Below are 20,426 nucleotides of genomic sequence, written 5' to 3' on the forward strand. Positions count from 1 at the left end.
AGCCATCACGCCACCGCGCAAATAGAAAAAAGCTACAGCATGACATCACTCGCACTGCAGCTTTGTTGTTGTTATTGCCAATACCAATTAACGCTATTGCAGCAGCTTAACTGGTAATAACAAATTGCCCGCCATCATGGTCAACGTTAATGGTGGCGCCCGGCATCATGCTGCCCTGCAACAGCGTTTGCGCTAACGGGTTCTCCAGATGCTGCTGAATTGCCCGCTTTAACGGTCTGGCGCCAAACAGCGAGTCAAAACCAACTTCGGCCAGTTTATCCAGTGCGGCCTCCGTTACGTTTAACTCAAAACCACGAGCTTGTAGTCTTTGCTCCAGCCGGCCCAACTGAAAGCGGGCAATTTGTTTAATCTGTGTAGTATCCAGTGGATGAAACACCACAGCCTCATCCAGACGGTTTAAAAACTCCGGCCGGAATTGTTTGCTTAGTACTTCCATCAACATATCTTTCATCTGCTGGTAACTGTACTCCTGATAATGCTCCTGAATTAAATCTGATCCAAGATTGGACGTCATAATAATCACAGCATTTTTAAAATCGACAGTCCGGCCCTGACCATCAGTTAAGCGTCCATCATCCAGCACCTGCAGCAAAATATTAAATACGTCCGGATGGGCCTTTTCGACCTCATCGAGCAGGATCACGGAATAGGGTTTACGTCTGACCGCTTCGGTCAGATAGCCACCTTCCTCGTAACCAACATAACCCGGAGGGGCACCAACCAGGCGCGACACTGCATGTTTTTCCATAAATTCAGACATATCAATCCGAACCATATTATCGGGGCTATCGAATAAAAACTGCGCCAGTGATTTGGTAAGCTCAGTTTTACCAACGCCGGTTGGCCCCAGAAACAAAAAGGAACCAATAGGTTTATTCGGATCAGCCAGGCCAGCCCGGGAGCGACGAATAGCATTTGCCACGGCAGCAACGGCCTCATGTTGCCCTACTACAGTATTGTGCAGTGCATCTTCCATTCTCAGTAACTTGTCTCGTTCACCTTCCAGCATCTTGCTGACCGGAATGCCGGTAGCTTTTGACAGCACATCAGCGATTTCCTGCTCGGTTACTTTATGGCGCAACAGCGTCATTTCCTGCATTTCTGCCTGACTGGCTAAATCGAGCCGCTTTTCCAGTTCTGGAATACGACCGTATTGCAATTCAGACATCCGCTGCAAATCGCTAACCCGACGGGCAACTTCCAGATCCAGGCGCGCCTGCTCTAACTCTGCTTTTATATTCTGGGTACCCTGCAGGGCAGCCTTTTCTGACTCCCAGATTTCATCCAGTTCATTATAATTGGCATCCAGCTCCTGGATTTGTTCCTGAATAATGTCCCGGCGCTTTTTGCTGCTTTCATCAGATTCTTTTGCCAGCGCATTGTCTTCCAGTTTTAACTGAATGATTCGTCGCTCCAGCCGATCCAGTTCTTCGGGTTTTGAGTCCATTTGCATCCGGATACTGGAGGCGGCCTCATCAATTAAATCTATGGCTTTGTCTGGTAACTGGCGATCACTAACATAGCGATGCGACAATGTTGCAGCAGCCACGATCGCCGGATCGGTAATTTCAACGGCATGGTGTAACTCGTAGCGCTCTTTTAAACCACGTAAAATAGCGATGGTATCTTCCACCGTGGGCTCTTCTACCAGTACTTTCTGAAAGCGCCGCTCCAGTGCCGCATCTTTTTCTATGTACTTGCGATACTCATCTAAGGTAGTGGCACCAAGACAATGCAATTCACCACGTGCCAGTGCCGGTTTTAGCATATTACCGGCATCCATCGCACCTTCAGCTTTTCCGGCCCCAACCATGGTATGAATTTCATCAATAAATAAAATAACCTGGCCTTCTTCTTTCGCCAGTTCGTTTAATACCGCTTTTAAACGTTCCTCAAATTCGCCCCGGTACTTAGCACCAGCCAGCAAAGAGCCCATATCAAGCGACAGCACCCGCTTACTTTTTAGCCCTTCAGGCACTTCTTTATTGATTATTCGCAGTGCCAGCCCTTCAACAATAGCGGTTTTACCGACCCCGGGCTCGCCGATTAGCACCGGGTTATTTTTGGTGCGCCGCTGCAGCACCTGAATACAGCGACGGATCTCTTCATCCCGACCAATAACCGGATCCAGCTTGCCAGCTTCAGCCCTGGCCGTCAGGTCAATGGTATATTTGGTTAATGCCTGACGGCTGTCTTCCGCGTTGGGATCATCGACATTCTGGCCGGCCCGGATGTCTTCAATAGCGGCATTTACCTTTTCTTTGCTTACCCCAAGTAAACGCAGAATATTACCAAGCTCAGTTTTATCTTCAGTTGCCGCCAACACAAATAATTCGCTGGAGATAAACTGATCCTTGCGCTTTTGAGCAAACTTGTCGCACTGCTGTAAAAGCTGAGCCGTCGCGGTTGACAGCTGCAGATTAGTGCCTTCGCCCTCAACTCGCGGTAAGCGCTCGATTGCTTTACTGACTTTCGCCCGCAACTCATTAAAATTTATTGCGATTTTGTTAAGCAAATCGCGGACAGTCCCCCCCTCCTGATTTAACAGGGCAAACATCAGATGGACGGGTTCAATAAATTGTTGATCCCGCCCCAATGCCAATGATTGCGCATCCGCAATCGCTTCCTGGAATTTACTGGTAAATTTATCTAAACGCATGGCTGGCTCCACATCATGTAACGTTGATGTGATGTAAGATTGGGGGATACCGGGCAAATATCAAGCAATAAACGTCAAAAAATTGACTTAGATCAGCAAAACCGCAAATCCGGACTTAGCTGAGGGCTTAATCAAGCCAGATGGCGGTAGCCATGCGGCCGGTTTGGCCATCGCGTCGGTAGGAAAAAAAATCTGCCGTTTGCTGGTAAGTACAATACTCAGCGCCGTAGATGGCGTGGATACCGCTGGCCGTCAGACGCTGGCGAGCCAGTAAATACAAATCGGCAAACCATTTACCTGATACGCCGGGTACAAAGGCGGCGCCAGCGCCGGGGTCTTGCTGCATAAAAGCAGCACGAACGTCGGCACCAACTTCGAAAGCCTGCTGGCTGATAGCCGGTCCTAGCCAGGCCATACAGTCGTCTGGCCTACTGAACAGCTGCAAGGTATTTTCAATTATGCCGTTGCACAAGCCACGCCAGCCGGCATGAATTGCAGCCACTTCGGTGCCCTGCCGGTTACAGATTAGTACCGGTAAACAATCAGCAGTCATCACCGTGCAAATAAGCCCTGGCTGGACGCTGAAACTCGCGTCGGCATCGCAATTGGTAATAGCCACCGACGACAACGATATGCAATGCGTACTATGAGTCTGATTAAGCCAGACCGGCTGGCCTGGCATGGCAGCGTTGGTTTGAAACTGTTGACGATTGCGCCTGACAGCATCGGCGGAATCACCGACATGATTACCTAAATTTAAACTGTGAAAAGGCCCTGCAGAATACCCGCCATGGCGGGTAGAACTGATCGCTTTAACGTTTGCCGGCGCCGGCCAGGCGGGCTTAATCAATTCAGACTTAATCAATTCAGACCTGATCGACTCAGACATTGGCAACTCAGGCTTCGTCCATCCCGTGCAACAACGTATCAGCCCGCAGCGCCGCATTGAGCTCAACTAAATCATCCGGTAGTGGCGCGTGCCATTCCAGAATTTCACTGGTGATAGGATGAGCCAGCCGCAGCATCGCCGCATGCAGAGCCTGACGCTTAAAATTACGCATCATCACCAATAAACTTTCTGCCGCTTTGCGCGGTGGCCGCGGCCGGCCGCCATATACCGGATCACCCACCAGAGAATGATTAATAAATGCCATATGTACCCGGATTTGATGAGTTCGCCCCGTCTCCAGACGCAGGCGGAGCCGGGTATGGCCACGATATTTTTCCATTACGCGGTAATGCGTCACGGCTGGCTTGCCGCCATCAATCACTGCCATTTGGGTTCGTTTAGTCTGGTGACGGCCAATCGGCTGATTAACAAAACCACCTCCGGTCATTTTGCCGTAACAAATGGCTTCGTATTCGCGGGTAATTTCCCGGGCTTGCATCGCTTCTACCAGATGGGTTTGCGCCGGAATGGTTTTCGCAACCACCATTAAACCCGTAGTGTCTTTATCCAAACGATGAATAATACCAGCCCGGGGAACTTCCGCAATTGACGGACAATGATGTAATAAGGCATTAAGCAGTGTGCCATCAGCATTACCCGCACCAGGGTGCACCACCAGGCCTGCAGGTTTATTTATCACCAGAATATGCTCATCTTCATGCAGGATATCCAGCGCGATTTGCTCGGCACCAAAGCGTTGCTCTTCGACAATATCTGCAATAATATCAACCTGCTCGCCACCAACTACTTTAAACTTTGGTAAGTTTTGAATGCTCTGATCAAGCTGCACGGCATCCGCGAGGATCCACTCTTTTAAACGAGAGCGTGAATAATCCGGGAACATTTCGGCTAAAACCTGATCTAAGCGCATACCATAAAAGTGGTCCGGGACGATTTGTGAAAGTTTTATCTGTTTTGTCATGACGGAAGCAGTTATCCTGTGTGCAACCCCAACTTATCTGGGGTAGAATCGCATTAGCGGTTATTTTAGCGATTTTACTCCCGACTAGACAGCCATTTAGCCAAGTAGTTACGGATTTTTACATGAAAGCGAATTTTTTACTGATAGTAGTGGTTTCTTTAGCGTTAAGTGCCTGTGCTGGCAAGCCTGCCCAGCCAGATCCAAGCAGTCAGACTGCTCAGGCAATGTATCAACAGGCAAAAGAAGTATTAGATAACGGTTTATACAACAGAGCCGTTGAATTATTGCAGGCGGTAGAATCACGCTATCCGTTTGGACCCTTAGCTCGTCAGGTGCAGCTGGACTTAATTTACGCCTACTATAAAGCTGGAAATTTGCCGCAAGCAATAGCCAGTATTGACCGTTTTATCCGACTTAACCCGAATCAACCGGATCTGGATTACGTTTACTATATGCGGGGTCTGGCGAACTTAAAAGCCGACGAAAATAGTTTTCAGGAATTCTTTGGCGTTGACCGCGCTGACCGCGATTTAAGTAGTACCCGACAGGCATTTGATGATTTTAAAATTCTGGTCAGTAATTATCCAGAAAGCAAATACAGTGCTGAAGCAAAAAAGCGAATGGTACAGATTAAAGACACTCTGGCCCGGCATGAATTATTAGTTGCTGACTATTATATGCGCCGTGGCGCGTTTCTGGCTGCAGCTAACCGCGGCAAATATATTGTAGAGTATTATCGCGACTCACCTCATGTGGAGCAGGCGCTTGAGGTTATGGTTGAAAGCTACGACAAGCTGGGTCTGGAGAAACTTAAAACTGACACCGTAAAGGTTTTAAAACACAATTTTCCCGCGAATAATCGCTTCTGATGTCATCAGGCCCCGGTTCGCCGGGGCCTGACAATGCGGTTGAGCAGCTTTGTTTAAATCGCTTCCAGCGCATCTGCCAGTTTTGCCACCGCTACAACTTCCATACCACTGATTGGCTCTTTGGGCTTATTGCCAAGCGGCACGATAGCCCGTTTAAAGCCATGTTTTGCCGCCTCTTTCAAGCGCTCTATCCCACTGGGCACCGGTCGGATCTCTCCAGCCAGACCTACTTCTCCAAACACCACCAAATCATTAGGTAGGGGTCTATCCCGAAAGCTCGAAACCAATGCCAGTAAGGTGGCTAAATCGGCACTGGTTTCATTAACCTTTACGCCGCCCACCACATTAACAAACACATCCTGATCCGCCATCTGAATACCGGCATGACGATGCATTACAGCCAGTAGCATCGAAATCCGGTTCTGTTCCATGCCCAGGGTGACCCGGCGTGGGTTATTTAAGGGCGAGTGATCAACCAGCCCCTGGATCTCCACTAATAATGGCCGGGTGCCTTCCCATAACACCATAACAATACTGCCAGACTGATCGTCTTTGCCCCGGGTTAAAAAAATCGCCGAAGGGTTTTTCACTTCTTTCATACCCTGCCCGGTCATGGCAAATACCCCAAGCTCATTTACCGGACCAAAGCGGTTTTTGTTGCCTCGCAAAGTGCGATAACGGCTATCTGTATCTCCTTCCAGCATTACCGAACAATCAATACAATGCTCCAGCACTTTAGGGCCAGCCAGCGAACCATCTTTCGTGACGTGGCCAACCATAATAATGGCAATATTATATTGTTTGGCGAAACGGGTTAAAAACGCGGCGCTTTCTCTTACCTGCGATACACTGCCAGGTGCCGATTGGATATCGGCCAGATGCATCACCTGAATAGAGTCGATTACCATAATCCGCGGCTTTTCCTGCTGCGCCAGTAAACACACCGTTTCGACATTCGTCTCAGCCAGCATATTCAGCTTACTACTGGGTAAACCCAAGCGCTGAGCCCGCATTGCAACCTGTTGCAAAGATTCCTCGCCTGTTACATATAACGCATTGCCCTGCTCTGCCAGGCCACACATCAATTGCAGCAGCAAGGTACTTTTGCCGGCACCGGGCGCGCCGCCAATTAGGATTGCCGACCCCGGCACAATGCCGCCGCCGAGCACCCGGTCAAACTCGGCAAAACCCGAACTAAACCGCGGTACGTCCTGCAAGTCAACTTCATCCAGCCGCATGACTCTGGCCTGAGCAGCACCGGCATAGCCCTGGCGGGTTCCAGTGGTTTTAACCGCGCCAAGCCTTACCTCGGTTATGCTGTTCCAGGCACCACATTCGCTGCACTGTCCTTGCCAACGCATAAAGTCGGCTCCACATTCATTACAAACGTATGCCGTTTTTGCTTTTGCCATTATCAAAAATCCTAATTTGAAAGAAAGGCATAGATATTGCTTTTCAATTTATAACCACGTAGCGTACTACCATTATAACCAGAAGGCGCCTGAATTTTGGCATCTGAATAACGAAACTATGACCACTGACGACCTGAAAGAGTATGTTGGCATAATTGAGCGCATGAAAAGTCTGATCAACTCTGCTGAGTTTGATCAGACTTTCAGCTTGCTCACAGCAGACCTACCGAAATCTAAACAGTTTTTATTAAAAATGGAATTAAAACGTCTGGCACAACCATGCGATTATTTTATCGATTTGCGTGGCCATGTCGATGGAGAAGTCCGGCCATTCGTCTACCGTGGAAAAACTCATTACATGGATGATAATGCCATTCAGATATTTGAAAATGGTATTAAACAATATGGCGGTTACACCCTGGGAGTCTACGAAGACGTTATGAACGCCGACAATAACTTTCGGGTTATGCACAAAAAAGAAACGGCGCAACGGGTCAAATCAGTATTAGAAGGCAATGAGCCCACCGACGATGTTCCTCAGCTTACCCCGGGTGAGCAAGCCAGAGCCAAGCTTATTACCTTTGGTCATTACGTCAGCCGCACTGAAGAGCGCATGAATTTTGGTATAGATGTCGACGTTAAAGTAAATAACAGTCGATTTGTTGCCACCACCAGCGATTTATCAATTTCTGGTTGTAAGTTAAAAATCCCTAAAGGTCGAACAGCAAGCCCCGGTGATACGGTTACCATTAATTTTACCGGTCTGGAACAAGAGTTCACACTCGATACCCCTGACGGCATTCAATATCAGCTGGTAGAAATTGAACAGCTTAATAAAGTCAATTACTGGCGTTTGAAAAAACTGCCATCCGAACAAGATCAGGTTTTCAGTAACTTTCTGCAAAAATTTATTCATGGTAATAAACGACGCTATAAAGTCAATCTCGATAACACAACCGATGCGGTTACTACTAAAGGATATGAGCAGTTCTATCTGCCTAGGCTGAACAGTCTGCCAGTATATCTGGCGGTTAATGATGGAGCTGTCAGCCCACGTTTTGCGTTGACAACGGATTATAATAAGTCAGTGTGGCATTATTTTCTGGATGAGCAACAACGTTCAGTACTGATAACGTTACTTAGTGTCAAACGCCTTAAAAGTTTGCTTGGCCAACCCGGCCCTGAACGCTCTACTATCCTTTATTGCTTTACTCATGCTGCCAAAGGAAAACTATATTATTACTCTGCCACGGCTGAAGAACTATTAGCCGCGCCAGAATTGCGTGATACTTTTTTTGGCTTTGGCGCCGCTAAACCGAGCTGGCGGGTGTTCCATTTAAACCTTATTAAAACAACAGCTCAGCATGCTACTACTCATTTTACGTTACCGGAAGCGCAACAAAATACGGAAACGAGCCCGGCAAAAGCAACCATCACCCCGCTGATACAGGGCGTGATACAAAATCTGCGCTATATTGCCGGGCTTACCGATATTACTTCTAATAATGCGACGAGCTATCAGCAATATAGTTATAACCCAGCCCATCTCGGACAGTTAAATCAATTTGGCCACAGAAAATTGCCGCAAGTACCGCCATGCGAGGCAGTGCCGGTCCAGTATATTAATCTGCGGGCAGAATCACGCTATTTATATAAAACCTCGGTACAGCTGCAACAAAACGAGCAATTGGTTGCCGGGTTCAGTCGTGATTTCTCTACCGGTGGTTTACAAATTGAAACTGTGCAGCCGGTGCAATACCAAAAGGGTGATATCGTTGAGCTGGATTTAGTCGACCTGCAGAAAATCACTAATAAGCACCAGTTAACCAAGTTGCCCTACGAAGTGATGGCCGTGAGCAAAAGTCAGAGCATCATGAATTTGAGAGCGCTTGCTACTGATGCAGGTCATACGGGCAAGCAGTTCTTCCAACAGTTAATTCAAAATAACCGGGCAAAACTGACCCTGGCAGAAGAAACCCCTAAATATCCGGGTTTATCGGAAGCGTTGCGCAACATGTACTTAAAAGCGCTGAATAACTTTGCTTTTTACCTGCACCGAAAAGGCATTCGTTACGAACTGAATGTGGTCGCTCAGGGGGCCTCACCAAACGCGCTGCATACCTTGCTATTGCAACACAGTAATCAGGGAGCGCTTGATTTAGAACTGTTACTGAAAAACAGCACAGCCAACCTGCAATTTGCTCAACAGCTTAAATCGATGAAACGCTTTGATCCCCCTAAAAGTTATGAGCTGTACATTAAAGCGCCACGTGCATCATCTGGATCTTCTGCGGCTTTAGAAAGCTACTATGATTACGAATTCAGCGATGAACAACAAAAGAAGGCATTTATAAAGAACGCGTTGCGCGAAGCAACACTATTTGCGTTCCGGTTATTTTTATCCCGGACAGGGCGACCCGATACCGACTATATTGCCAAAGAAATTAGTTACATCAGTGTTTATGCTATTCACAGGGCAAAAACTCTGGAAGAAGAGCTATGGAGTGTGGCAGGTGTGGGTGATGCGGTAGATATCAGTAAAGAACTTGCCTGGCGTTACGGTATCACAGCGCATGCTGACGATAATGCTTTCCGCCAGCAGTGGTTAAACAACAGTAAAAGCCGGTGATAATAGCCGGATTTACCGCCTGGATCAGTTATCCAGACGTACCAGCCACTGGTTAATCTGGACAAAGTGATCTTCGCTGGCGCTCGGGTGCGTTAGCATAGAAATATGGTCATAGTCCTGTAAATGTCCTTGCGCACGTCCCAGTAACGTATATTTACTCTGCTGCTGGCCAGTTTCATGAATAAATTGCTGAACGTCAGCTGGATGGCCAAGTAAGGTATCTTTTACTGCAGCAAAGTGCCAACTTGGCGGCCACCGTGTTTGCTGACTGGCGCTGGCATAATCAAAACCATCCGTGATATCAGCAAATGGCGCTCCTTTAATCCAACTGATCGTATCGGATAAAAATGCTTTTGGCTCATTGTCCGCACCGAGCCGCCATTTTTTGGCAGGTACATAGCCATATTTTTTGCCCAACCATGGCGCAAAGCGGTTCCAGACCCAGTCAATTTTAATTTTGCGCTCCAGGCTCTGGACGCTAATCACCCTTTTGGTTCCAAAATAGATTTTAGCCCGTACTTTACTGAGTAATTCCGGAAAACGTGCCAACGCGGCAGCTAAAAGTACCCCACCCCAGGAGTGAGCAACAATGGTTAACGGCTGCTGATGCTGCTGATAGACAAAATCAATTAACGCGGGAATATCCCGGGTAATAACCTGATGTTGATTTTGGTCGAACCCCGTAACCAGTTGCGGTTACGATAAACCACGGCCGGCAAAATCCGCACAGTAGCCAATAAATCCCTGATCGGCCAGAAAGCAGGCTAGGCCTTTTCCTGAATGACTGTAGAAAATACGGCCATTTTCAATGGCGCCATGTAAAAACAGGATCGGACTTAAAGAGTGTTGCAGTGGGATTAAACGTCGTATATGCAGCTGATACTGCTGCAAATCAACATACATTGAGCTTTGTTGATGCTTCATGCAAGGTCCAGTAAATATAACAGCTGCAACAGTGAGCCGCGATTAATTCGGGCCGATACTGCCTGCTGTACCTTGGGTTTTGCATGAAACGCCACCCCCAACGCGGCGGTCTTCAGCATTGGTAAGTCATTGGCACCATCCCCTATCGCCACGGTTTGCTCTGCCGTTATTCCATAACGTTCGGCTAGCTCAGTAACAGCGCGTGCTTTGCTGCAGGCATCGACAATATCGCCTGACACCTTACCGGTTAATAATCCGTTCTCAATCTCTAATACATTGGCAAAAGTAGCATTTAATCCTAAGCGTTGTTGCAGCACATCGGTAAAGTAAGTGAAGCCTCCTGAAGCAATAGCCACCCGCCAGTGCTGTTGCTGCAACCGGCTCACCAGAGCAACTAACCCAGGCATTAACGGTAAATCTGTCGCTACTTGCTGCAATACTGATTGCGGTGCACCTTTTAATGTTGCTACCCGCGCAATTAAACTGGCAGCAAAATCCAGTTCCCCGTTCATAGCCCGGGCCGTCACCGCCGCCACCTGAGGACCGACACCGGCCAATGCAGCAATTTCATCTATGCATTCAATAGTAATGGCCGTCGAATCCATATCCATCACCAACAGACCTGGTTCAGACAATTTTATCTGCCTCTCAAGATATACCAGTTCTATCTGTTGCTCAGCAGCAAAGTGATATAACTGCTGTTGCAGCTCTAGCGGCAACGTCGCAGTAAGCTGAATAAGCAACGCTGGCGGCAAATCAGGATGAGGCTGCAGCAGTGATGCTTTTAGAACGCTGCCGTTAGCTAACAACTGACCAAGCTCATAAAGCAGGGCGCCATCTACCGGTTTACCAAACAAACGAATTGAACAATCGCTTATTGGCGGTGGATTAAACGCAATAAATTCAGCCTCAGCAAACAAAGGGCTTATCTGCAACGTTTGCAAATGAAGCTGTTCGCCCTGGGTCTGAAACCAGAAAGCAGTTTGCTGAGCCAATAGCCCGGCAATATCAGCACTGGTCAGCTGCGCCGGGCTGACGGTTATCAAGAACGACAATGGGTAACCTATACTTGGTGTTAATACCATGGCATGCTTAGCGCATCAGAGCCAGCAGCAGTTTATTTAAAAAAATATGCAGAACAATATCGCAATACCGAGTTCCACTTCAAGTTTTATTAAGCTGGTTCAATTAGCTATTGCGGTTGCGGGTGTCTGGTTTGTGTTGCATAGCTGGGTAAACACCAGTAATCAGGGCCAGGCTATTCTGCAAAGCCAGGCTGAACAACTGATGCGGGAAAACCTGATCACGCTTTCTCAGGCGGCAGCCTATCTGATTGAGCATGATCAACTTGATGGTCTGGAACAACTTACTCAGAATATTGCGGCCAGTCCATTTTTATACGATGTGGTCTTTTACGATAGTAACGGCGTGCGGATCAGCTGGTCTGAAGCCAGTGCGGCAGCAAGACTAATGTACGGTAAATTCGCCAGCCAACCGTTGGTGCCTATGGTTCAGGAAATTCGTAGTCAGCAACAATTACTCGGCTATATCAAAATTAGTCTGCAACCGGATACCAAACTGAACCCCAGTTTTGCTCGCTGGCAAAACTTAATGCAACAGCTGCTGCTGTTGTTACTAATCACCGGTTTAACCGGCTATTTGCTGCGCCGCAGTTTCTCCCGTCTGTCACGACATGGTTTTCGTTTACATAAGCCTTAACACGTCTGTCGTATTTTGCCAAAGTGCGGCTGCCAGCTCAGCCCGGCTTTCAGTTCGCAATTGACAAAACATATCAAATACATCAACCAGCCTGGCGGGTGTATTAATCTCTCCCTGTGAGCCAGCCAGAGGCATCGCTGGCGCATCGGTTTCCAGCACAAAGCTGTTTGGTGGCAACTTTTGTACGGTGTTACGGGTTTTCTGAGCTCGTTGATAGGTGATGGTACCGCCAATTCCGAGTTTAAAACCAAGGTCCAGAAACGCTTTAGCCTGCTGCTGACTGCCAGAAAATGCATGCAAAATACCGCCCTGGTGAAACCGCTGTCTTTTAAGCTCTGCCAGCAATTGAGGCTGGCTTTTCCGATGATGCAAAATTACCGGTTTAGCATGCTTTGTTGCTACAGCAAGCTGCGACTCAAACAACTGTTGCTGTAAGACAAAAGTATTTTCGGCTATGGTGAAATCCAGGCCAATTTCGCCTACCGCACACACGTTATCTGCATGCTGGCGGATTAACTGATCTAACCGCTCTACATTAAGCAGAGTATGTTCAGCGGCCCACCAGGGATGAATACCTAACGCAACATGCCAGGCGGGTTGTTCAGCGTGTAATTTAAGTAAATTAGTCCAGGCGGTATGTGCAACCGCCGGAATAACCAGGGCTGCCACACCCACTTGTTGCGCTTGCTGCCAATAGATGTTCTGCTGCCGGGCAAGCTCGGGTAAGTCAAAATGACAGTGACTGTCAATTAGCCGGAATGATTTTGCAGGTTCAGCAATCAGGGACATAGCCGTTCAATGTGCCAAAGGGGGGCTTCCTGCGCATCATCGGCTCTGCTATACATAAAGCGATCATGGAGCCGGTGCTCACCGCCTTGCCAGAATTCTATTTTATGGGGTCTGATTAAAAAGCCGCCCCAGAATGAAGGCAGCGGTATTTCACCCTTTGAAAATTTATGTTTTATCTCAGCAAATTTTTGTAGCAGTGCCTGGCGGGTAGACACTGGCCTGCTTTGCTCTGACGCCCAGGCTGCCAATTGGCTTTCTTTTGGCCTGGATAAAAAATATTTCATGACCTGGCTATCTGGTACTCGCTTGGCGATGCCAAAGACAATGACCTGGCGCTCCAGCGGATGCCAGGGAAAGTGCAGCGATACCTTAGGGTTAGCAGCCAGCTCAGTTGCTTTGCGGCTACCCAGGTTAGTGTAAAACGTAAAACCGTGCTGATTAACATCTTTTAGCAACACCAGCCGCTGGGATGGCTGGCCCTCACTATCGACACTCGCCACACACATCGCAGTTGGGTCCGGCAATTCTGCCGCAATCGCATCTTTTAACCAGAGTTCAAACTGCGCAATCGGATCGCTGTTAAGCGTGTTCAGCTCCAGCTTATCTTTGGTGTAACTGCGGCGAATATCGTCAATTTTCATTACATACGCTCCATTACCTCTATCCCAAGCAAATCTAAACCTTGCTGCAGTACTCTAGAGGCTAAAATACTGAGCATTAAACGGCTGTTTCGCAACTCTGGTTCAACGCCCTCTTTTAAGATTGGACAAGCTTCGTAAAAGCTCATGTATAAACTGGCGAGTTCGTACAGATAATTACAAAGCAAATTAGGTTGGGCGTCTTTTATCACCATTTGCAGGGTTTCTTCTAAACGCAGTAACTTTACAGCCAGCTGTTTTTCTTGCACAGACTGTATCTGTATCGCGGCATTAAAGGTATCCGCCACCCCAGCTTTACGCAAAATACTGCGAACTCTGGTATAGGCGTACTGTAAATAGGGGGCGGTGGCCCCTTCAAAGCTTAGCATCGCCTCCCAGCTGAATATATAATCGCTGGTGCGGTTTTTCGATAAATCGGCAAATTTTACTGCGCCAATTCCTACCTTGTTAGCAATTTCTGCAACTTCTTCAGCGGTCAACTCTGTCGCTTTTTCCTGCAGCAAGGTATTAGCCCGAACTACGGCTTCTTCCAGTAAATCAGCAAGTTTTACCGTGCCACCGCTGCGGGTTTTGAACGGTTTACCATCTTCCCCCATCATGGTGCCAAAAGGACAATGATCGTAAGCCGTACTATCGCGCAAATAACCCGCTTTACGTGCTACCAGCTCTACTTGTTTAAAATGCAGCGCCTGACGGGCATCAGTAAAAATAATAATTCGATCGGCAGATAACTCGTGGCTGCGGTACTGACATGCGGCTAAATCAGTGGTGGAGTACAAAAAGCCGCCACCGGTTTTCTGGATAATAAAAGGCGACGGATTGCCCTCTTTATCAGCTAGCTCCGCTAAAAACACCACCAGCGCCCCCATACTTTCCACGGCAAGTTTTCGCTGCTGCAAATCATCCACTATGCCATGTAACATGCTGTTGTAAGCACTTTCTGGTTTGATATCAGCGTGCTTTAGGGTCACATTAAGCTTGTGATACACCTCGTCGCTGTGTTTAATCGAGGTATCGATAAACAACTGCCATAATTTCTGACAATGTTCGTCGCCGCTTTGCAGCTTTACCACATACTGACGCGACTTATCCGCAAAGCCGGTTTCATCATCAAAACGCTTTTTCGCTTCGCGATAAAAATCTTCCAGATCTGCCAAAGCTACCTGTTCTAAATCGATCCCGGCGGCAATTTTATCTTCCAGGTGTGCTATCAGCATGCCGAACTGGGTGCCCCAATCACCCATATGATTCTGGCGGATAACTTTATCGCCCCAGAACTCCAGAGTACGAACCACCGCATCTCCGATTATAGTTGAGCGTAAATGCCCGACATGCATCTCTTTCGCAAGATTAGGCGCTGAGTAATCCACCACGACGGTTTGCGGTTGCGGGTTTATGCTGACCCCCAAGCGTACGTCTGTAGCGGCTTGTTTTAGCTGCGAAGCCAACCAGTCGGCTTTCAGCGAAACGTTAATAAAGCCGGGACCGGCGATCTCTGCTTTTTCAGCGATATCGCTTAAATCCAGCAGCGTCAGCAGTTTGCCGGCCAGTTCCCTCGGGTTAGTTTTTAATAACTTTGCAGCGCCCATAGCACCATTAATCTGATACTCACCAAATTCAGGCCGGGTACTTTGGGTAACAGCGGGATTAGTGCCTTCCGGCAATCCCAGTGTGTTGAAGGCGACTAACGTTCTGTCATTAAGAAGTTGCTTAATATTCATAATACCGGCCTGTTAATGTTCACGGGTCTTCTGGAAAGAGATTTTCGGGTAGCGTTCAGTGGCCAGATTAAGATTCACCATCGTCGGCGCAATATACGTCAGATTGTCACCACCATCGAGCGCCAGGTTAGCGCTGGCTTTGTTTTGAAACTCTTGTAAGGCTTTGCCATCATTGCTATACACCCAGCGAGCGGTCGCGACGTTAACGCTTTCGTAGATAGCATCAACATTATATTCAGATTTCAAACGGCTAACCACGACATCAAACTGCAATACCCCCACTGCGCCAACGATTAAATCATTAGTATCCAGGGGTCGGAAGACCTGCACTGCGCCTTCTTCAGATAATTGTACCAACCCTTTGAGTAACTGCTTTTGCTTTAAAGGATCACGTAAACGGATCCGCCGGAATAATTCAGGGGCAAAATTAGGAATACCACTAAATTGCATATCTTCACCAGTAGTGAAGGTATCGCCAATTTTAATGGTGCCATGATTATGTAAGCCGATAATATCGCCAGGATAAGCCACGTCCAGATGCTCCCGGTCGCCAGCCAGAAAAGTCAGTGCTTGCGGGATCAATACATCCTTACCGATCCGTACATGTCGTACTTTCATACCCTTTTCATATTTACCGGAAACAATACGCAGAAAAGCGACCCGGTCACGATGTTTCGGGTCCATATTGGCTTGTATTTTAAACACAAAACCACTGAAACCTGGCTCAACGGGGGCAACTTCACGGCTGTTGGTCAGGCGGGATTGTGGCTTCGGCGCCCACTGCGTCAGACCATCAAGCATATGATCGACACCAAAGTTACCCAATGCAGTACCAAAGAAGACCGGCGTTAATTCACCTTTTAAAAATAGCTCCTGATCAAACTCATTGCTGGCGCCCTGAACCAGCTCCATCTCATCACGTAATTGCTGAGCATAATAGCCAATACGTTTATCCAACTCTGGGTTATTCAGGCCCTTAATCACATCTACTTCCTGGATAGTGTGCCCCATACCCGATTTATACAAAATAATTTCATCACGCAGAATATGGTAAACGCCTTTAAATTCCTTACCTGAGGCAATAGGCCAGGTAATCGGCGCACAAGCGATTTTTAACACACTTTCTACTTCGTCCAGCAGATCAACCGGGTCGCGAATGTCGCGATCCATTTTGTTCATAAAGGTGATAATAGGCGTATCACGCAGCCGGGTCACTTCCATCAGTTTAATAGTGCGGTCTTCAACACCCTTGGCGCCGTCAATTACCATCAGACAAGAGTCTACAGCCGTCAGCGTACGGTAAGTGTCTTCCGAGAAATCTTCATGACCAGGAGTATCAAGCAGGTTCACCAGACAGTCATTGTAAGGAAACTGCATAACTGAAGTGGTGACAGAGATCCCACGCTCTTTTTCCATCTCCATCCAGTCTGAGGTAGCAAACTGGCCGGATTTCTTGCCTTTTACCGTACCTGCTTTTTGAATCAGGTGCCCGAACAATAATACTTTTTCAGTAATAGTCGTTTTACCGGCATCGGGGTGCGAAATAATCGCGAAAGTGCGTCTGCTGTCTATTTCATGCAGAAATTTATCTTTAGTCATGGTATCCAATATCAGTTAACAACCAGAGAGCTGGCTGACATAGCAATGAAAAATAATTGTCGGGGATTATAGCAGCATCACTGGCGCTGGCACAGCGCCGGATTAATTTGAAAACCGAAGTGGCAGACACATCATGATAGCGTCTTCTTTACCGCCAGCACTACTGTAGTAGTTTGGCCGACGCCCGGCTTCAATAAAGCCAAGTTTAGTGTACAAATTAATGGCAGAAACATTGGACGCCCTGACTTCCAGCCAGGCTTCTGTTGCCTCACGCTGCTCAGATTGGGCAATAAAATGCGTCAGCAACTTACCGCCAAGACCATTGCCTTGCTGATCACGTCGGATGCAAATGTTAAACAGCTGACTTTCAATAGCAATAAACTGGCCGAAATAAAAACCCAGCAATTGATCATTTGCAAAAATACCAAAATTGAAATATTGACTGCCAAAACAAGATGTAAATACACCTTCTGTCCATGGATAGCGATTGGCCACCGTTTCAATTGACAGTAAAGCAGGTATATCAGCAGTTGTAAGCGCTTTAATCAACATCATTAACCAGCAAAGGTTGTAGTAATATCCATAGCTGTTGCTTAAGGCCGGGCTGTTGCAGCGCAGTAAGAGCGGGGGTTATCAGTATATTATTATTTAGCTGGCATTGAGTCGCATCAGGGTCAATCTGCCAATCAGTAACCACAGATTGTCTCAGCAACAGAGTAATATCCGCACTTAGTACGGTAGCTTCTGGTTGCAGCAAGCCAGCTGTATCCCTAACACTGGTCAGATTTTCTGAACTGGTATTGTGGGTGAAAAAACCTGAGCGTGCCTGAAGTGGCTTGATATTAAGCTGACGGAGTAACTGAGACTGGCTTGCTGATATATTCATAATAAAGAAGAGTGGCAGGGGCAGAGGGATTCGAACCCCCAACCATCGGTTTTGGAGACCGCTGTTCTACCAATTGGAACTATGCCCCTAGCGTTGGAGGCGCCATTATACAAAAGCCTCTCCAAAGGTAAAGCAAAAAGCTGCACTAACGCATTCAATTGCATATAAAACGAACATCCACCTGTATATTGGCTTTAAACTTAACAGAAACCCGGCAGTTTGCCTACCGGGCTGAACTCAGCTAATGCGATGTTGCTGTGGTACTGTCTCCATTATCTTTATCATGTCGATACTTATCAAACCAGTACAGAATATATGCCGTCTTTGCCATTAAATTGCTGGGCCGGCTATAAATGGAATGCGACGCTTCGGGGATCCTTACCATCGCTGTCTCAATGCCACGTAATTGCAATGCCTGATAAAACTGCTCTGTTTCTGAGATGGGTGTACGATGGTCCGCCTCACCAGTCATCAACATAGTGGGTGTAGTTACGTTGCCAACATAACTGATTGGTGAATACTTTAAATAATGTTCAGGATTTTCCCATGGCATAGCAGGGAACCAGTATTGGCTGAAGTAACTGTACATATCGGCATTTAATACAAAGCTAATCCAGTTAATAACCGGCTTTACCGATACCGCAGCGGCAAACCGGTCGGTGTGGCCAACTATCCAGGCTGTTAATGCACCGCCACCGCTGCCGCCGGTAACAAATAACGCTTTTTCGTCGATAAAACCTTTCGCAATTACTGCATCAACGCCGTCCATCAGATCGTTAAAATCCTGACTGGGGTAATTATGATGAATAAGGTTAGCAAAGTCTTCACCGTAACTGGTGCTACCTCGCGGGTTGGTATAGAGCACAACATATCCCTTAGCTGCCATCAGTTGCAGCTCCATCGCAAAATGCGGGCCGTAGGCGGTGTGCGGGCCGCCATGGATTTCCAGGATTAACGGATATTGTTGTTTTGGGTCAAACTCTGGCGGATAGATAATCCAGCCGTGCAATTTGCGCTGGTCAACTGATGAATTGTACCAAAATTCTTCTACCTTACCGATATCACGCGCAAACAGCAGGTCAGCATTCAGTTCGGTTAACGTCCGTTTTTTACCTTTGATAATCACCGCCAGCTCAGCCGGCTGCTGGCTACTCATCTGAGTGTAGGCAACCAAGCCGTTATTTGCTGCGGCAAACTGACCACCACTGTACGGCCGGCCGTATGAGCCACCACCCAAATCTGCAGTAATAATGCTGCGTTTACCGGATAAGGCTTGTTCAGCCAGAATACCTTTACCTTCATTATCATAAGAGATATACAAGGCTTTGCTGTTGGCTAGCCACTGAAAATCATCAATAGATCGGTCCAAATCCTCAGTTAAGTTGCGGATATTACTGCCGTCAATATTCATCACATACAACCGATCAGCCTGATGGGCCAGTTTTCGATCGTCAAAACCTACAAAGGCTATGTGTTTGCCATCAGGCGATAATAACGGGCTGTTATCGGGTCCATTACGATCGGTCAGTTGGGTCAGCTTACGTTCGTCCAGCGTTAACTTAAAAAGCTCACTGTTTAACGGTTTAGACTGCCACTGAGGATGACGATTGGCTGAAAAATATATTGCTTTACTATCATTGGCCCAGCTAATTGTACCAGAATGATTAAAATCGCCCTCAGTCAACTGAATGGCTGAGCCGCCGGATGAAGGCATTATATAGATATGCCGGAAACCGGATTTGGTATAGCCGGCACCATCAACCCGATACTGTTTGCTGTCAATATAAACTGCGGCTTTCGCCCAATCTGCGTTTTCAGGCTTACCAGGCAGGGTTAGCGGTGACTTTACCGGTTTTGGGCTAAACATGCTAAAGGCCAGCCAATTGCCATCCGGTGACCAGCTTAAATTGGCAGGGCTTTGCGTTAATTGCCCCAGCTGCGATGTCCGCCCTGAATCCAGCCATTTAATATGGATCTGACCATTGGCAATAAACGCCAAACGTTGATTATCCGGTGCCCAGCGTGGCGAGCTGGCATTGATATCTTTATCTGTTAACGGCTCTAGCTGCTTACCATCTGCAGAGCTTAACCATAACGTCATACGCCGACGATCTGCTTGCTTATCCATCCAGTTGCGCACAAACACAATCTTATTGCCGCTGGCATTTGGCTGAGGATCCGATACAAATTCAAGTTCAAACACATCTTCATATTGCAGCGGCTTAGCGGCAACACTAAAGCCAGAAAGGCTGAATAGCAGCGCTGTGGTAAAACACAGGCGGCTTGTTAGCTTAGTTAAACTCATCCGAATATCCATTTGTTGAAAATTATCGGATGATACTAGCCTATTTTTGCAGCGAGGTGAAAATGTTGCGCTTAAGCGGGCAAAGACAGAGATAAGCCGGCGGTGTACTACAGTGCTCACACTTACGCAAAGCTTGCTTGTCGCCTGGGGTCGCCCTACTCTCGCATGGCGACAAAACTGCCGGGAGCAGTTTTGGACTGCCGCAGGCAGGCCCGAAGGGCGAAACACAGGGAAGTGTTTCGCAATGCCACCAGCGAAGCGCTGTGGCTGGGGTGGGAGTGTCGTACACCCGCGCAGCGGATAAAGCAAAAAGCCCACTCGATTGAGTGGGCTCTTTGGATTTATTGGGAGCCTGGCGGTGTA

The 20,426-nt window shown here is 47.6% G+C and carries 17 protein-coding genes and 1 tRNA gene; 3 read left to right on the forward strand and 15 right to left on the reverse strand.

Going from position 1 to position 20,426, the window contains the following annotated elements; translation table 11 throughout:
- Positions 1-106: 106 nt before the first annotated feature.
- The 3 genes from clpB to rluD all read right to left on the reverse strand — a co-directional run bounded on the left by clpB (position 107) and on the right by rluD (position 4,551).
- Entirely contained in the window at positions 107-2,680 is a 2,574-nt protein-coding gene (clpB, locus tag B2Q61_RS02820) for an ATP-dependent chaperone ClpB (protein ID WP_290621015.1), read from the reverse strand.
- A 127-nt stretch (positions 2,681-2,807) separates the two neighbouring features.
- Positions 2,808-3,569, reverse strand: a complete 762-nt coding sequence (gene pgeF / locus B2Q61_RS02825; protein ID WP_290621013.1) for a peptidoglycan editing factor PgeF — start codon at positions 3,567-3,569, stop codon at positions 2,808-2,810.
- Between the two features lie 7 nt (positions 3,570-3,576).
- On the reverse strand, positions 3,577-4,551 hold the full coding sequence (rluD, locus tag B2Q61_RS02830) for a 23S rRNA pseudouridine(1911/1915/1917) synthase RluD (RefSeq protein ID WP_290621011.1): 975 nt from the start codon (positions 4,549-4,551) through the stop codon (positions 3,577-3,579).
- A 122-nt stretch (positions 4,552-4,673) separates the two neighbouring features.
- Here rluD and B2Q61_RS02835 point away from each other — a divergent pair, with 122 nt between their 5' ends.
- The gene (locus tag B2Q61_RS02835) at positions 4,674-5,420 is read left to right on the forward strand and encodes an outer membrane protein assembly factor BamD (protein ID WP_290621009.1); all 747 of its coding nucleotides are present in this window, start codon (positions 4,674-4,676) and stop codon (positions 5,418-5,420) included.
- A 53-nt stretch (positions 5,421-5,473) separates the two neighbouring features.
- Here B2Q61_RS02835 and radA read toward each other — a convergent pair whose 3' ends face one another.
- Positions 5,474-6,832: a DNA repair protein RadA gene (radA, locus tag B2Q61_RS02840; protein WP_290621007.1), complete on the reverse strand. Its 1,359-nt coding sequence runs from the start codon at positions 6,830-6,832 to the stop codon at positions 5,474-5,476.
- A 118-nt stretch (positions 6,833-6,950) separates the two neighbouring features.
- Here radA and B2Q61_RS02845 point away from each other — a divergent pair, with 118 nt between their 5' ends.
- Complete coding sequence (locus B2Q61_RS02845) at positions 6,951-9,461, forward strand: PilZ domain-containing protein (RefSeq protein ID WP_290621005.1); 2,511 nt, start codon at positions 6,951-6,953, stop codon at positions 9,459-9,461.
- A 24-nt stretch (positions 9,462-9,485) separates the two neighbouring features.
- Here the strand turns inward: B2Q61_RS02845 and B2Q61_RS02850 are convergent, their stop codons facing one another.
- From B2Q61_RS02850 to serB, 3 genes are all read right to left on the reverse strand, one after another.
- Positions 9,486-10,010 (reverse strand): hypothetical protein, encoded by a 525-nt coding sequence (locus B2Q61_RS02850; RefSeq protein WP_290621003.1) that lies wholly within the window; start codon positions 10,008-10,010, stop codon positions 9,486-9,488.
- 147 nt (positions 10,011-10,157) lie between these two features.
- A complete protein-coding gene (locus tag B2Q61_RS02855; RefSeq protein ID WP_290621001.1) occupies positions 10,158-10,385 on the reverse strand; it encodes a hypothetical protein in 228 nt (75 codons plus the stop codon).
- A complete protein-coding gene (serB, locus tag B2Q61_RS02860; RefSeq protein WP_290620999.1) occupies positions 10,382-11,440 on the reverse strand; it encodes a phosphoserine phosphatase SerB in 1,059 nt (352 codons plus the stop codon). Before serB ends, B2Q61_RS02855 begins: the two co-directional genes overlap by 4 nt.
- A gap of 76 nt (positions 11,441-11,516) precedes the next feature.
- Here serB and B2Q61_RS02865 point away from each other — a divergent pair, with 76 nt between their 5' ends.
- Entirely contained in the window at positions 11,517-12,104 is a 588-nt protein-coding gene (locus tag B2Q61_RS02865; protein ID WP_290620997.1) for an AhpA/YtjB family protein, read from the forward strand.
- Here the strand turns inward: B2Q61_RS02865 and B2Q61_RS02870 are convergent.
- From B2Q61_RS02870 to B2Q61_RS02905, 8 genes are all read right to left on the reverse strand, one after another.
- Positions 12,090-12,893 (reverse strand): TatD family hydrolase, encoded by an 804-nt coding sequence (locus B2Q61_RS02870; RefSeq protein WP_290620995.1) that lies wholly within the window; start codon positions 12,891-12,893, stop codon positions 12,090-12,092. The genes B2Q61_RS02865 and B2Q61_RS02870 overlap by 15 nt on opposite strands.
- On the reverse strand, positions 12,884-13,534 hold the full coding sequence (gene pdxH / locus B2Q61_RS02875) for a pyridoxamine 5'-phosphate oxidase (protein WP_290620993.1): 651 nt from the start codon (positions 13,532-13,534) through the stop codon (positions 12,884-12,886). The genes B2Q61_RS02870 and pdxH overlap by 10 nt, the downstream gene beginning before the upstream one ends.
- On the reverse strand, positions 13,534-15,273 hold the full coding sequence (gene argS, locus B2Q61_RS02880; protein ID WP_290620991.1) for an arginine--tRNA ligase: 1,740 nt from the start codon (positions 15,271-15,273) through the stop codon (positions 13,534-13,536). Before argS ends, pdxH begins: the two co-directional genes overlap by 1 nt.
- Before the next feature lie 12 nt (positions 15,274-15,285).
- Positions 15,286-16,872, reverse strand: a complete 1,587-nt coding sequence (gene prfC / locus B2Q61_RS02885; RefSeq protein ID WP_290620989.1) for a peptide chain release factor 3 — start codon at positions 16,870-16,872, stop codon at positions 15,286-15,288.
- A gap of 102 nt (positions 16,873-16,974) precedes the next feature.
- Positions 16,975-17,427, reverse strand: coding sequence for a ribosomal protein S18-alanine N-acetyltransferase (rimI, locus tag B2Q61_RS02890; protein ID WP_290620987.1), 453 nt, complete (start codon positions 17,425-17,427; stop codon positions 16,975-16,977).
- Positions 17,414-17,758, reverse strand: a complete 345-nt coding sequence (locus tag B2Q61_RS02895) for a hypothetical protein (protein ID WP_290620985.1) — start codon at positions 17,756-17,758, stop codon at positions 17,414-17,416. The genes rimI and B2Q61_RS02895 overlap by 14 nt, the downstream gene beginning before the upstream one ends.
- A 12-nt stretch (positions 17,759-17,770) precedes the next feature.
- Positions 17,771-17,847, reverse strand: a tRNA-Trp gene (locus tag B2Q61_RS02900).
- A gap of 152 nt (positions 17,848-17,999) precedes the next feature.
- Positions 18,000-20,063, reverse strand: a complete 2,064-nt coding sequence (locus B2Q61_RS02905) for an alpha/beta hydrolase family protein (RefSeq protein WP_290620983.1) — start codon at positions 20,061-20,063, stop codon at positions 18,000-18,002.
- Between the last annotated feature and the right edge of the window lie 363 nt (positions 20,064-20,426).

It is taken from the genome of Arsukibacterium sp. UBA5043, assembly GCA_002415085.1.
GTDB lineage: Bacteria > Pseudomonadota > Gammaproteobacteria > Enterobacterales > Alteromonadaceae > Alishewanella.

What these genes read in the sequence shown, in the direction of transcription:
- clpB (WP_290621015.1), bottom strand. Translation starts at nt 2,680, where the DNA reads ATGCGTTTAGATAAATTTACCAGTAAATTCCAGGAAGCGATTGCGGAT.
- pgeF (WP_290621013.1), bottom strand. Translation starts at nt 3,569, where the DNA reads ATGTCTGAGTCGATCAGGTCTGAATTGATTAAGTCTGAATTGATTAAG.
- rluD (WP_290621011.1), bottom strand. Translation starts at nt 4,551, where the DNA reads ATGACAAAACAGATAAAACTTTCACAAATCGTCCCGGACCACTTTTAT.
- B2Q61_RS02835 (WP_290621009.1), top strand. Translation starts at nt 4,674, where the DNA reads ATGAAAGCGAATTTTTTACTGATAGTAGTGGTTTCTTTAGCGTTAAGT.
- radA (WP_290621007.1), bottom strand. Translation starts at nt 6,832, where the DNA reads ATGGCAAAAGCAAAAACGGCATACGTTTGTAATGAATGTGGAGCCGAC.
- B2Q61_RS02845 (WP_290621005.1), top strand. Translation starts at nt 6,951, where the DNA reads ATGACCACTGACGACCTGAAAGAGTATGTTGGCATAATTGAGCGCATG.
- B2Q61_RS02855 (WP_290621001.1), bottom strand. Translation starts at nt 10,385, where the DNA reads ATGAAGCATCAACAAAGCTCAATGTATGTTGATTTGCAGCAGTATCAG.
- B2Q61_RS02865 (WP_290620997.1), top strand. Translation starts at nt 11,517, where the DNA reads ATGCAGAACAATATCGCAATACCGAGTTCCACTTCAAGTTTTATTAAG.
- B2Q61_RS02870 (WP_290620995.1), bottom strand. Translation starts at nt 12,893, where the DNA reads ATGTCCCTGATTGCTGAACCTGCAAAATCATTCCGGCTAATTGACAGT.
- pdxH (WP_290620993.1), bottom strand. Translation starts at nt 13,534, where the DNA reads ATGAAAATTGACGATATTCGCCGCAGTTACACCAAAGATAAGCTGGAG.
- argS (WP_290620991.1), bottom strand. Translation starts at nt 15,273, where the DNA reads ATGAATATTAAGCAACTTCTTAATGACAGAACGTTAGTCGCCTTCAAC.
- prfC (WP_290620989.1), bottom strand. Translation starts at nt 16,872, where the DNA reads ATGACTAAAGATAAATTTCTGCATGAAATAGACAGCAGACGCACTTTC.
- rimI (WP_290620987.1), bottom strand. Translation starts at nt 17,427, where the DNA reads ATGATGTTGATTAAAGCGCTTACAACTGCTGATATACCTGCTTTACTG.
- B2Q61_RS02895 (WP_290620985.1), bottom strand. Translation starts at nt 17,758, where the DNA reads ATGAATATATCAGCAAGCCAGTCTCAGTTACTCCGTCAGCTTAATATC.
- B2Q61_RS02905 (WP_290620983.1), bottom strand. Translation starts at nt 20,063, where the DNA reads ATGAGTTTAACTAAGCTAACAAGCCGCCTGTGTTTTACCACAGCGCTG.